The sequence below is a fragment of the Kosakonia sp. ML.JS2a genome (genome assembly GCF_025642095.1).
Taxonomy (GTDB): domain Bacteria; phylum Pseudomonadota; class Gammaproteobacteria; order Enterobacterales; family Enterobacteriaceae.
This window is the reverse complement of record NZ_CP106754.1, coordinates 2,369,378-2,381,875: the sequence shown is the minus strand read 5'-3', so window position 1 is coordinate 2,381,875 and position 12,498 is coordinate 2,369,378. Positions and strand designations below refer to the sequence as shown.

Annotated in this window: 14 protein-coding genes; 6 read left to right on the top strand and 8 right to left on the bottom strand. The window is 54.9% G+C overall.

The features are described 5' to 3' along the window. Positions 1 to 187: 187 nt before the first annotated feature. The 3 genes from N7922_RS11440 (at position 188) to N7922_RS11430 (ending at position 2,893) form a co-directional block, all read left to right on the top strand. Positions 188 to 541 carry a DsrE/DsrF/TusD sulfur relay family protein gene (locus tag N7922_RS11440; protein ID WP_263100641.1) on the top strand — a complete coding sequence of 118 codons (354 nt, stop codon included), beginning with the start codon at positions 188 to 190 and terminating at the stop codon, positions 539 to 541. 107 nt (positions 542 to 648) lie between these two features. After that, positions 649 to 2,433, top strand: coding sequence for a methyl-accepting chemotaxis protein (locus N7922_RS11435; RefSeq protein WP_263100640.1), 1,785 nt, complete (start codon positions 649 to 651; stop codon positions 2,431 to 2,433). A 214-nt stretch (positions 2,434 to 2,647) separates the two neighbouring features. Then, positions 2,648 to 2,893: a DUF1883 domain-containing protein gene (locus N7922_RS11430; protein ID WP_263100639.1), complete on the top strand. Its 246-nt coding sequence runs from the start codon at positions 2,648 to 2,650 to the stop codon at positions 2,891 to 2,893. Positions 2,894 to 2,905: 12 nt separating this feature from the next. Here the strand turns inward: N7922_RS11430 and N7922_RS11425 are convergent, their stop codons facing one another. Both N7922_RS11425 and chaB read right to left on the bottom strand, forming a co-directional pair. Beyond that, positions 2,906 to 3,604, bottom strand: coding sequence for a gamma-glutamylcyclotransferase (locus N7922_RS11425; protein ID WP_263100638.1), 699 nt, complete (start codon positions 3,602 to 3,604; stop codon positions 2,906 to 2,908). Positions 3,605 to 3,755: 151 nt separating this feature from the next. Continuing rightward, positions 3,756 to 3,986, bottom strand: a complete 231-nt coding sequence (chaB, locus tag N7922_RS11420) for a putative cation transport regulator ChaB (RefSeq protein ID WP_263100637.1) — start codon at positions 3,984 to 3,986, stop codon at positions 3,756 to 3,758. A 276-nt stretch (positions 3,987 to 4,262) separates the two neighbouring features. On the opposite strand from chaB, the gene chaA reads away from it, so the two are divergent. After that, complete coding sequence (gene chaA, locus N7922_RS11415; RefSeq protein WP_263100636.1) at positions 4,263 to 5,363, top strand: sodium-potassium/proton antiporter ChaA; 1,101 nt, start codon at positions 4,263 to 4,265, stop codon at positions 5,361 to 5,363. A 49-nt stretch (positions 5,364 to 5,412) separates the two neighbouring features. Here the strand turns inward: chaA and kdsA are convergent, their stop codons facing one another. Genes kdsA through hemA form a run of 6 tightly spaced genes read right to left on the bottom strand, consistent with a single transcriptional unit; the run spans position 5,413 to position 10,728 of the window. Next, positions 5,413 to 6,264 carry a 3-deoxy-8-phosphooctulonate synthase gene (kdsA, locus tag N7922_RS11410; protein WP_263100635.1) on the bottom strand — a complete coding sequence of 284 codons (852 nt, stop codon included), beginning with the start codon at positions 6,262 to 6,264 and terminating at the stop codon, positions 5,413 to 5,415. A 36-nt stretch (positions 6,265 to 6,300) separates the two neighbouring features. After that, the gene (sirB1, locus tag N7922_RS11405) at positions 6,301 to 7,110 is read right to left on the bottom strand and encodes an invasion regulator SirB1 (protein ID WP_263100634.1); all 810 of its coding nucleotides are present in this window, start codon (positions 7,108 to 7,110) and stop codon (positions 6,301 to 6,303) included. A gap of 3 nt (positions 7,111 to 7,113) precedes the next feature. Next, entirely contained in the window at positions 7,114 to 7,506 is a 393-nt protein-coding gene (gene sirB2, locus N7922_RS11400; RefSeq protein ID WP_263100633.1) for an invasion regulator SirB2, read from the bottom strand. Between the two features lie 7 nt (positions 7,507 to 7,513). Continuing rightward, positions 7,514 to 8,353 carry a peptide chain release factor N(5)-glutamine methyltransferase gene (prmC, locus tag N7922_RS11395; RefSeq protein ID WP_263100632.1) on the bottom strand — a complete coding sequence of 280 codons (840 nt, stop codon included), beginning with the start codon at positions 8,351 to 8,353 and terminating at the stop codon, positions 7,514 to 7,516. Continuing rightward, positions 8,353 to 9,435: a peptide chain release factor 1 gene (gene prfA / locus N7922_RS11390; RefSeq protein ID WP_263100631.1), complete on the bottom strand. Its 1,083-nt coding sequence runs from the start codon at positions 9,433 to 9,435 to the stop codon at positions 8,353 to 8,355. The genes prmC and prfA overlap by 1 nt, the downstream gene beginning before the upstream one ends. A gap of 36 nt (positions 9,436 to 9,471) precedes the next feature. Next, positions 9,472 to 10,728, bottom strand: a complete 1,257-nt coding sequence (gene hemA / locus N7922_RS11385) for a glutamyl-tRNA reductase (protein ID WP_263100630.1) — start codon at positions 10,726 to 10,728, stop codon at positions 9,472 to 9,474. A 201-nt stretch (positions 10,729 to 10,929) separates the two neighbouring features. Here hemA and lolB point away from each other — a divergent pair, with 201 nt between their 5' ends. Then, positions 10,930 to 11,553, top strand: a complete 624-nt coding sequence (lolB, locus tag N7922_RS11380) for a lipoprotein insertase outer membrane protein LolB (RefSeq protein WP_263100629.1) — start codon at positions 10,930 to 10,932, stop codon at positions 11,551 to 11,553. Further along, the gene (ispE, locus tag N7922_RS11375; protein WP_263100628.1) at positions 11,550 to 12,419 is read left to right on the top strand and encodes a 4-(cytidine 5'-diphospho)-2-C-methyl-D-erythritol kinase; all 870 of its coding nucleotides are present in this window, start codon (positions 11,550 to 11,552) and stop codon (positions 12,417 to 12,419) included. Before lolB ends, ispE begins: the two co-directional genes overlap by 4 nt. The last annotated feature ends 79 nt before the right edge of the window (positions 12,420 to 12,498 follow it).

Sequence of the window (12,498 nt, the reverse complement as noted above, 5' to 3'; positions counted from 1 at the left end):
AGCCCGCCTTTGCAGCCGCAGACAACATTCCAGGAAGATCCTTATCGTTCCCATCCTGACACAACGGCACTGTGATCGGTCATGCACACTCTTTGTCCCGACGCCCTTCCCCCTGCGACGGTGTCGCAGTAGCATGAACGTCTTCAGCGCGGCGTCGACGCTGCGCACTTTTATCGAGGGAGTGAAGATGCAAAAAATCGTCATTGTGGCTAACGGCGCCGCCTACGGTAGCGAATCACTGTTTAACAGCCTGCGTCTGGCCATTGCCCTGCGTGAACAGAACGCGGAGCTTAATCTGAAATTGTTCTTGATGTCCGACGCGGTAACCGCCGGGCTGCGCGGGCAAAAACCGGCAGAAGGCTATAACATCCAGCAGATGCTGGAGATTTTAACGGCGCAGCATGTGCCGGTGAAACTGTGTAAAACCTGTACCGATGGACGCGGTATCACCACGCTGCCGCTGATTGACGGTGTGGAGATCGGCACGCTGGTCGAACTGGCGCAATGGACGCTGGCAGCGGATAAAGTATTAATGTTCTAATATTGCGGTGAGTTTAATATTTTTTTCTTATGGATGACCTTACGTCATCAAGTTTACCTGCTGTATTGCCGATAGCCCCTAAAGACAACACAGCAGGTACTATAAAAATGTTCAGATCAATTAAAGCCCGTATTATTGCGGCGACAGCGGGATGCCTCGTTATCGCTTTGCTTCTTAACACCATCATCAATTATCAGGTAACCCGTCAGCACAACCAGCAAACTCAGCAAAATATCCTCTCCAGCACCAGCGCCAGTCACAGCATTGCGATTGCCGACTGGATTGCCACCAAAACGAATATGATCGCCTCACTGCAAAGCGTTGCCCTGAGCGACGATCCCGTGCCGGTCTTCAAGCAGATTGCACACGCCGGGGGTTTCATTAACGTTTATGTTGGCTATGCCACGAAAACCGCGAAATTCTCCGACCCTGGCGGCGTTCCCCCGGATTATGATCCGACGATTCGTCCATGGTATCAGCAGGTCGTCAAAGCGGATGCGCCCGTGGTCACCGCTCCCTATGTGGATGCCAGCACTGGTGCTCTGGTGGTCACTTTCGCCGTCCCGGTCAAAGAGAACGGCACGCTCAAAGGCGTGGTGGCAGGCGACGTCTCGATGGACAGCGTCGTGGCCAACGTTAAAGGCATCAGCCCGACACCGAACAGCAGCGGTATGCTGCTTGCCAGCGATGGTACCATCATTGCCGCCGGAAATGACAAGCTGACGATGAAGCCCTTCACCGATGCCATTAGTGGCGTCAGCTTCGCCGATTTGCGCAGCGGTAAAGCGGTTTCCGGGGTCTATGCCGGTGAGCAGAAAGAACTGCTGGCAAGTCAGGTCAAAGGGACAGACTGGGTTCTGGCTGTCGCACTGGATAGCGCCGATTCCACCGCCGGCTTGCGTGCACAGTTAAAAGCCTCTGCAATTTCGCTGATCGTGTTGCTGTTAATCACCGGCGCGATTATGCACTGGATTGTCTCGACGCTGCTTAAACGCCTCCTGACCGTCCGTGATGCTATGCATGCTATCAGCAGCGGAACCAACGATCTATCCCAGCGACTGCCGACCGATGGCAACGACGAGGTATCGCAAATCGCTCAGGCGTTTAACGCTTTCAGCGACAAGCTTTCGGTCGTGATGGGTAAACTGCGCGACTCCAGTAACTCCGTGCAGCAAGCCGCACAAGAGATTGCAGCCGGTAACCAGGATCTCTCTGGCCGTACGGAACAGGCCGCCTCCAGCCTGCGTGAAACCGCCAGCGCTGTGGAGCAGATCACCGCATCCGTCGCGCAATCAACCGATGCGGCAGCCCAGGCGAATAACCAGGCTCATGTCGCATCCGAAGCCGCATCCCGCGGGGGACAGGTAGTAAATCAGGCTATCAACACGATGCAGTCCATTGAAGTGGCCTCCGCGAAAATCGGCGATATCACCAGCGTGATCGACGGAATTGCCTTCCAGACCAATATCCTGGCACTGAACGCCTCTGTTGAAGCGGCGCGCGCAGGTGAGCAAGGGCGCGGGTTCGCCGTGGTTGCCGGTGAAGTACGCAATCTGGCAAGCCGCAGCGCGCAGGCGGCGAAAGAGATCAAAACGCTGATTGATTCCACCACCGACAGCGTGGCGACGGGTTCGCGCTTCGTGCGGCTGGCGGGTGAAAGTATGACCGACATTGTCACCAGCATTGATAGCGTGTCGGTGATCATGCGAGAAATTACGGTGGCAACCAGCGAGCAAATGAAAGGCATTCAGGAGATAAATCATGCTGTTATCGATCTGGATCGCATGGTGCAGCAAAACGCCGAGCTGGTGATCGAGTCTGCGGCCGCTGCCGGCGCACTGCGCTCGCAAGCGGGTGAGCTCGCTGAAACAGCGGGTCATTTCCGCATTTAATCTTTTGTCGGCGCGTTTTAACCACAATTTTTCGCGCCGACATCTTCCCCCACCGAACATTGTCATTTTTGTTTAATCGTTACGTCATTAGTTGATCGAAATCAGCATTTAACCCCCTTCCCTTTGGTGTTATGCAATGAGTGAATTGTGAACAAAATCACGCACGGGATTGTTCCAGCAAGGAGCGCGTTGTTTAACAACTACGGGGTTGAAAATGGCGTTGGTAAAGGCAAGTTTGAAGTTATTTGGCGGAGATACGGTCGTTGTTCGTTGTTCTGAGAGTTGTCATATCCATCTGATGAGCGAGAAGACCCAATCTTCTCAGACACAGACGGATATCTTAAGCGTACAGAACCGTGCAAGCGCCTATCTGGCGGTTCCTTACAGCGGCATCTGGAGTGTGCTGATCGATAGCCACAGCCAGTCGCTTGAGCACTCAATCAGCTACGTTGCGGCGTAATCTCCGCAACCGTTAGCAGGCAAAACCAGGTTGCAGGTCCGGGCCTGGTTTTTCTTCTTCCAGCAGCCCCCGCACTTTCCCTACCAGCTCATTCAGGCAATCGTCATGCATACCAAGCTTGATCAGTTCTTGCTCCAGCGAAAAGAGGTATTGTGCGTTGGTGCCCAGCGGCCCGCTGGCGGCGGCAATCAGCGGCGCGATGACCTGTGCGCGGGTATCAGACTCATACAGTGGATGGCGAGGATCCATGATAAACACCAGCGCATTAACGTGACGACCATCATCGAGTGTGAGTTTGCACCAGCTCGGCATGTAGCAACCGGTGATCATCTCACGCTTCCACAGCAGGCCCAGCTCCTCTTCAAGCGTCTGTACAGGCAAGCGATACGCCACGCCGGTGGTGCGACCGCCCTCTTTCAGTGCAAGCATACGCCCCGGTTGGCAAGCCGTACCGCGTCCGGCGGTCAGGCGCAAACAGAATGCGCGATGCCAACCCACCAGCGTTCCGGTGCAGGATTCGTCAAACTCCAGCGCCGGGTTCCACATCAGCGAACCATAGCCAAAAATCCATACCGGACCGTCATCCGGACGGCAGGCAAGCGTGGCAGCCAGGGATGCCGCCCGTTGTTCCGCCGACCACAATAGCGATGCCTCTATATCGCCAAACGCCGTTTTACAATCGGCCTTGAGCAAGAAATCACGCGTTAACATCTTTTACCTCCGCCACTGCATGCTTCCTTGCGACTGCTTTACTGCTGCCTTCCCGACATATGCTGCGTTTCAACGCAGCTTACTACGACCTTATGCAATTCACAGGCCGCTTGCAATAGCGACAATCTATCGAATAACGCGCTAAAGGCGCTTATTTCTTTTTATGCCACTTCTCGTCATCACCTTTCTCATAGTCATGTTTGACTGCAGCCCAGGCGACGCGATGCGCCGTCTCTTCGCGGCTCGCATCATCGCGCCTGTCGTCTTTATCTTTGTATTGCTCCCAGGCGCTATTGAAGGCCTCTTTATAAATATCTTGTGCATGAGCGGGTAACACATGCTGCACGCTGTCTGGCAGATCAGATTTCGATTTATACGGCATCCTCTGGCTCCTTTTGGGGTGAATCTTTAAGTCTGATCGATATTCTCTTTTTGCGCCAGCAACAGCAAATTAGTTAAAAATGAGGATAGGCATCCATATGTAAATTCAACACTATTTAAACCAAACACCACTTTTTACCGCATTCAAATAGAAAGAAACAGGTTCCCGTAAAATCAGGTAAATATCCCCACCATGGCGCCGCGCTTTGCTATGTTAAGGCGTTCAAATTTTTTAACTATAATTGTCAAATACCTGCATGCTGGATGGAGAATCACAATGACAACAACACACGAGGCGGTTAAAACCCGCCACAAGGAGACTACCCTTATTTTCCCGGTGCTGGCGCTGGGCGTACTGCTGTTATGGGGAAGTACACAGTCGCTGCCAGCGGTGATCGGCATTAATATTCTGGCGCTGGTGGGGATTTTATCCAGCGCCTTTAGCGTGGTGCGTCACGCAGATGTTCTTGCGCACCGCCTCGGCGAACCTTACGGGTCGCTGATTCTGAGCCTTTCCGTCGTTATTCTTGAAGTGAGTCTGATTTCTGCGCTGATGGCCACCGGCGATGCGGCCCCGACGTTGATGCGCGATACGCTCTATTCCATCATTATGATCGTGACCGGTGGGCTGGTGGGGTTTTCGCTGCTGCTCGGCGGGCGCAAATTCGCCACTCAGTACATGAATCTGTTTGGCATTAAACAGTACCTGATTGCCCTGTTCCCGCTGGCGATTATTGTGCTGGTTTTCCCGATGGCGCTGCCGTCCGCTAATTTCACCATTGGTCAGTCGTTACTGGTGGCGCTGATTTCGGCGGCTATGTACGGTGTCTTTCTGCTGATCCAGACAAAAACCCATCAGAGCCTGTTTGTTTACGAACATGAAGATGAGAGCGATGATAATGACCCGCACCATGGCAAACCGTCTGCGCACGGTAATCTGTGGCATACGGCGTGGCTGATTATTCATCTGGTTGCCGTTATCGCTGTGACCAAGATGAACGCCAAACCGCTGGAGTCGCTGCTGAGCGAACTGAATGCACCTGTCGCCTTTACCGGTTTTCTGGTGGCATTGCTGATCCTTTCACCAGAAGGACTGGGGGCGCTGAAAGCTGTCCTGAATAATCAGGTTCAGCGCGCGATGAACCTCTTTTTCGGCTCGGTGCTGGCCACCATTTCGTTGACGGTGCCGGTTGTCACGCTGATTGCGTGGTTCACTGGCAACGAACTGATCTTCGCGCTGGGCGCGCCGGAGATGATTGTGATGGTCGCATCGCTGGTGCTGTGCCACATTTCCTTCTCAACCGGGCGCACTAACGTGCTGAACGGCGCGGCGCATTTGGCGTTATTTGCGGCCTATCTGATGACGATTTTTGCCTGACGGCAGATTGCATCCATAAAAAACCCCGCGCTGCGGGGTTTTTTCATTCTTACTCGGTGTCGAGCTCGTCGAAGCTCTTCACCAGATCGTCAATGGCTTTGATCTGCTTCAGGAACGGCTCCAGCTTCGCCAGCGGCAGCGCGGACGGGCCATCGCATTTTGCATTGTCCGGATCCGGATGCGCTTCAATAAACAGACCTGCCAGACCGGTAGCCATACCCGCACGCGCCAGCTCAGCAACCTGCGCGCGACGACCGCCAGACGCAGCGCCAAACGGATCGCGGCACTGCAGCGCATGGGTGACATCGAAAATCACCGGCGCGTTGTTGGACACTTTCTTCATCACGCTGAAGCCCAGCATGTCCACGACCAGATTGTCATAGCCGAAGTTGGAACCACGGTCGCAAAGAATAACTTTGTCGTTACCGCCTTCGTGGAATTTATCCACAATATTGCCCATCTGGCCCGGGCTAACGAACTGCGGTTTCTTGACGTTGATCACCGCACCGGTTTTCGCCATCGCTTCCACCAGGTCGGTCTGACGCGCCAGGAACGCTGGCAGCTGGATGACATCAACCACATCAGCAACCGGCTGCGCCTGTGACGCTTCGTGCACATCAGTGATCACTTTTACGCCAAACGTCTGTTTCAGCTCCTGAAAAATCTTCATCCCCTCTTCCAGACCCGGTCCACGGTAGGACTTGATAGAAGAGCGGTTGGCTTTATCAAAAGAGGCTTTGAACACGTACGGGATACCCAGTTTTTGGGTCACGGTGACGTAGTGTTCGCAAATGCGCATTGCCAAATCGCGGGACTCCAGCACGTTCATACCACCAAACAGTACAAACGGCAGGTCGTTCGCGACCTTAATGTCGCCAATGCTAACCACTTTTTGTTTCATAGAATCGCCTTATCGAGTGTGAATCGGAACACATGCTTAATGCAAAGTAATCTGTTTGTGCGAAATGGTGTTGATTTGCGCGCGGATCATCTCACTGATGGGATCCTCCGGGCACTGCTCAACAAAATAACTTAAATCATGCAGCGCCACGTGGTCGCAATCCAGTTGCGCATAAATCAGCCCACGGTCGCGGATCTCATAGGGATCTTCCGGATTGAACTGCAACAACGCTTCACTGGCGCGCAACGCCAGCTCCATCTGCTGTTCTTCCATCAGTGCCGATTTCAGCGTATCCAGCAGCTTGCGGATCACTTCCGCGTTATCGGCTTCATCCAGATCTTCATTGAACAACTCGGCAACCGGGCTGATATTACCTTTCAACCACACTTCCAGCGTATGCTCATCCAGCGTGTCGCCGTTAAATGGGTTAATCAGCCACATTTCGCCATCCAGCCATTCAGCGCGCAGGATCAGTTGCGTCGGGAAAATCACCGGCGTCAGCGGAATATCCAGACGCCCGGCCACCCACAGTAAAATTGCGCCCAGCGATACGGCGCTGCCCTGGCGATTTTCCAGCACTTTATCCAGCCATAGCGCGTCAGACAAACGGTAGACGCCGCGCGTGTCTTTAAAGCCCCATTCGCCGTAAAACAGCTCAACGAGTTTTTCCAGTTGCCAGTCCTGAGGCTTCGCCATGCTGATTTCTTCGCGTGCCAGACTGAGCAGCCGCTCCAGTTCGTCATGCACATATTGTGAAGGAAAATCATCGCGAATCAGCTCTGAAACAAGGATCATCCCATCGCATAACGGCGCTTTATTAAATTCGAAATCGGCTAACGACCTCATGTCTTACCCCAGTATCGGTACTTTTGTGGCGGCGAGTTTGATGATGATGTACAGCACCACCAGCCCCAGCATAAAGGCGATAAACCCTGTCTGCTGGCTGCGCGGGCGATGTCGCCCAAGCGCAATAAAACCCAAAACGATATAGATGATAACGCCAAACAGCTTTTCAGTCAGCCATGCGCCTTTAACAGTAAAAGGTAAATAGCCCGTCACCCACATCAATCCCGCACCGCTTAACAACAAGACGGTATCAATGGTATGTGGCAACACGCGCACCCAACGCGACTGCGCGCGCGGATCAGCCGACCAGCGCCACCAGTAGCGTAAAACAAACAGGCTAATGGTCAAGACCACCGACGTCAAATGTAGCGTTATCAGAACGTTAAAGGCACTCATTGCCTGTTCACTCCACGCAGGACCACTGTCCGAGGGTCAGACGTTCGTTATCACCATAATCGCGGCAGGTGGCAACCTGTCGCCAGCCATGCCGGATGAACAGGTTGCGCACCAACTCTCCCTGCTGCCAGCCATGTTCAAGCAGCAACCAGCCACCCGGTAGCAAATAGCCTGGCGCGTCCTTAATGATGATCTCTAAATCCGCCAGACCGTGGTCAGCGGCGACCAGCGCACTCAACGGCTCAAAACGCACATCCCCCTGCGCCAGATGCGGATCCTGCTCATCAATATAAGGGGGGTTACTGACAATCAGCGAAAACGTCTGCCCGGCCAGCGCACTGAACCAGTGGCTCTGGCGAATGTCGACGTTACCAATACCCAGATGCTCTGCATTACGCTGCGCCAACGCTACCGCCTCTGCAACCACATCGACGGCCGTCACCTGGCAGTCAGGACGCTCGCTGGCCAACGCCAGCGCAATAGCACCGGTACCGGTGCCTAAATCGAGGATACGGCACGGCGTCTCAGGCAGGCGGTTTAGCGCCTGTTCAACGAGGCATTCAGTGTCCGGACGAGGAATCAATGTGGCGGGCGAGACAAACAGCGGCAACGACCAGAACTCACGGACGCCAACCAGATGCGCCACCGGCTCACCGTGCTCACGCCGTGCCAGCAGTGTGTCGAGCTGTTGTTGTTGCCCGGCGGTGAGCCGGGTTTCGCCAAAAGCCAGAATAAAAGTGCGAGACTTCCCCGTCACAAAACCGAGCAGGATCTCCGCATCGCGCCGCGGGCTGTCGCTCGACTGTAACTGGCTTATCGCCTCACGCAACCACTGTTGGTAGTCCATTATTCCTGCTCGGAGAGCGCAGCCAGCTGGTCAGCCTGGTACTCCTGCACGATCGGTTCGATCAGCATATCCAGCTTGCCTTCCATGACTTCATCCAGTCGGTAAAGCGTCACGTTGATGCGGTGATCGGTCACGCGACCCTGCGGGAAGTTATAGGTACGGTTACGGTCACTGCGATCGCCGCTGCCCAGTAAGTTGCGACGGGTTGAGGCTTCCGCCTGGTGGCGTTTGGCCATTTCCGCTGCGTGGATACGCGCGCCCAGCACGGACAATGCCTTGGCCTTGTTTTTGTGCTGCGAACGCTCATCCTGACACTCCACCACAATGCCCGTCGGCAAGTGAGTAATACGAATAGCGGAGTCGGTGGTGTTAACGTGCTGCCCGCCCGCACCGGAAGAGCGGAAGGTGTCGATGCGCAAATCAGCCGGGTTAATATCCGGCAGCTCTGCTTCTGGCAGCTCCGGCATCACCGCCACGGTACAGGCAGAAGTATGAATACGCCCTTGAGATTCGGTGGCGGGAACGCGCTGTACGCGATGACCGCCGGACTCGAACTTCAGTCGACCATAGACACCATCGCCGCTGATTTTGGCAATCACTTCTTTGTATCCACCGTGTTCGCCATCGTTGGCGCTCATGATCTCTACACGCCAGCGACGGGCTTCCGCATAACGGCTGTACATGCGGAACAGGTCACCGGCAAACAGCGCCGCTTCGTCACCGCCGGTCCCGGCGCGCACTTCAACAAACGCATTGCGTTCATCGTCCGGATCTTTCGGCAGCAGTAAAAGCTGCAACTGCTGTTCAAGCTGTTCGCTTTTTTCTTTCGCGTCGCGTAACTCGTCCTGCGCCAGATCGCGCATTTCCGGATCGTCGAGCATCATCTGTGCGGTTTCGATATCTTTCTGAACCTGTTGCCAGTCAGTAAAACAGCGTGACACATCGCTTAACTGCGCGAATTCCCGCGACAGCGCGCGGAACTTGTCCTGGTCGGCGATGGTTTGCGCGTCACCGAGCAGCGCCTGAACTTCTTCATGGCGCTCATGCAGGGCTTCCAGTTTGGCAACGATAGAAGGCTTCATAGGCGTAAGTGCACCTTGTAATAAGAGATTGTTGTGCTAATCCAGCCCGAGGCTGTTGCGCAGAATATGCAGGCGTTCATCGTCCCCGTCACGGGCAGCCTGCTGAAGAGATTTGGTTGGTGCGTGGATCAGGCGGTTGGTCAGTTTCCACGCCAGATCCTGCATAATAGCCTGCGGATCGCCGCCCTGCTCCAGCGCAGCGATCGCTTTTGCCGTCAGCTCATCACGAACAACTTCGGACTGGCTGCGGTATTCGCGGATAGTCTCGCTGGCGCTTTGCGCACGCAGCCAGGCCATAAATTCACTGGTTTCCTGGGCGACAATGGTTTCTGCCTGTACCGCAGCGGCTTTGCGCTGCGCCAGGTTGTGCTGAATGATGCTTTGCAGGTCGTCCACGCTGTAGAGATAGGCGTTAGCGACTTTACCGACTTCCGGTTCAACATCGCGCGGTACGGCGATATCCACCAGCAGCACAGGTTGATTACGCCGGGCCTTCATGGCGCGCTCCATCATCCCTTTGCCGATGATCGGCAACGGGCTGGCAGTAGAGCTGATCACAATGTCGGCGTCTTTCAGGCGCTCATCAATATCGCTAAGCGAGATCACTTCCGCGCCCACTTCATCCGCCAGCGCCTGCGCGCGTTCACGGGTACGGTTGGCAATGATCATTTTCTGCACTTTATGTTCACGCAGATGCCGCGCCACAAGCTCAATGGTTTCCCCGGCGCCGACCAGCAGCACCGTCACCGAGGCCAGTGATTCGAAAATTTGCCGCGCCAGCGTACAGGCGGCAAACGCAACGGACACGGCGCTGGCGCCGATATCGGTTTCGGTGCGCACTCGTTTCGCAACAGAGAAGGATTTCTGGAACATGCGCTCCAGATCGCTGGCGTTATCATGCCCACGCTGAGAATCGGCAAAGGCTTTTTTAACCTGACCGAGAATTTGTGGCTCGCCGAGCACCAGCGAGTCCAGGCCGCTGGCCACGCGCATTAAATGGCTGACCGCGTCGTTATCCTGGTGCCAGTACAGGCTCTGGCGGACTTCGTCTTCCCGCAAATGGTGATAATCGCACAGCCAACGCACCAGCGCTTCGTGCAGGTTATCCCGCTCTTCAACGCTCAAATAAAGTTCAGTGCGGTTACAAGTCGACAGCACCACCCCACCCTGCACCATCGGCTGCGAGAGCAGGCTTTCCAGAGCCTGGTCAAGCGTTTCCGGCGAAAATGCAATGCGTTCTCGCAACGAAACGGGGGCCGTTTTGTGGTTGATGCCTAGTGCTAAAAGGGTCATGGGCGCGGGAATAGTACCAACGTTGATAAGGTTAGACTCTGCGCATCATACAGGATGCGCGTGGTCAATAAAAGAGAGACTACCCTTTCGGAGTAATTGGTAATTTAATGATTTAAGACAACTTGAACGTAGACGCTGTTTCATCACGACGCTAGCATTAGGGGTAATAACTGCAACGTATCTCAAGGATTTGTCATCATTATGACTTTGCCTGCTTCCCGCCTCATTCGACTGCTGCCGCTGGCCAGCCTCGTTCTCACCGCCTGTACGATCACTGCGCCAAAAGGCCCGGGCAAAAGTCCTGACGCGCCGCAATGGCGTCAGCACCAGCAGCAAGTTCGCGCGTTAAACCAGTATCAGACACGCGGCGCCTTTGCCTATCTTTCTGACCAACAAAAAGTGTACGCCCGCTTCTTCTGGCAGCAGACTGGCCAGGATCGCTACCGTCTTCTGCTGACAAACCCACTCGGCAGCACCGAACTGGAGCTGAATGCACAACCGGGTTCCGTTGAACTGGTGGATAATAAAGGCCAGCATTATACCGCTGACGATGCGGAAGAGATGATTGGCAAACTGACCGGGATGCCGATTCCACTCAACAGCCTGCGCCAGTGGATCCTGGGTCTGCCGGGCGAGGCGACCGACTACACCCTTGACGATCAGTATCGCCTGAGTGAAGTCAATTACAGTCAGGGCGGCAAAACCTGGAAAGTGGTTTACGGCGGTTATGACAGCAAAACCCAGCCCTCCCTGCCTGCGAACATGGAGTTGAGCGACGGTAGCCAGCGCATCAAGCTGAAAATGGATAACTGGATCGTTAAATGATGACCACCTGGCCGGCTCCGGCGAAGCTCAATCTCTTTTTATACATTACCGGTCAGCGCCCTGACGGTTATCACACCTTACAGACGCTGTTCCAGTTTCTGGATTATGGCGACACCTTAACCATTAACCCCCGCAGCGATGGCGAGATCCGTTTGCTGACGCCGATTGATGGCGTACCCGATGAGGATAATCTCATCGTTCGCGCAGCCCGTTTACTGATGAAACGCGCCGCAGAAACCGGGCGGTTAGCGGCAGGTAGCGGTGCGGATATTGCCATCGAAAAACGCTTGCCAATGGGCGGCGGGCTCGGCGGAGGCTCCTCAGACGCCGCCACCGTGTTGGTGGCGTTAAACCACCTGTGGCGCTGCAACCTGGGTGTAGACGAACTGGCAGCACTGGGGCTGACGCTTGGCGCGGATGTGCCGGTATTCGTGCGCGGGCATGCCGCCTTCGCAGAAGGCGTGGGTGAAGTTCTTACCCCCGTTAACCCGCCAGAAAAATGGTATCTGGTGGCGCATCCCGGCGTCAGTATCCCTACGCCGGTCATCTTTAAGGATCCAGAGTTGCCGAGAAATACACCGAAAAGGTCAATTGAGACGTTACTAAAATGTGAATTCGGCAACGATTGCGAGGTTATCGCAAGAAAACGTTTTCGCGAGGTTGATGCGGCGCTTTCCTGGCTGTTAGAATACGCGCCGTCGCGCCTGACTGGCACAGGAGCCTGTGTCTTTTCCGAATTTGACACCGAATCCGCCGCTCGTCAGGTGCTTGAGCAAGCCCCGGAATGGCTAAACGGTTTTGTCGCGCGAGGCGTCAACCTCTCGCCGCTAGCGCAAACCATCGCCGGGCAAGCTGAGCTCCGGTGACAACGTCACTCATGTTCCAGACGTTGCATCGCGCTCTTTAATACACCGCATGGATAGATTTCTGCCCTGACCGCACATT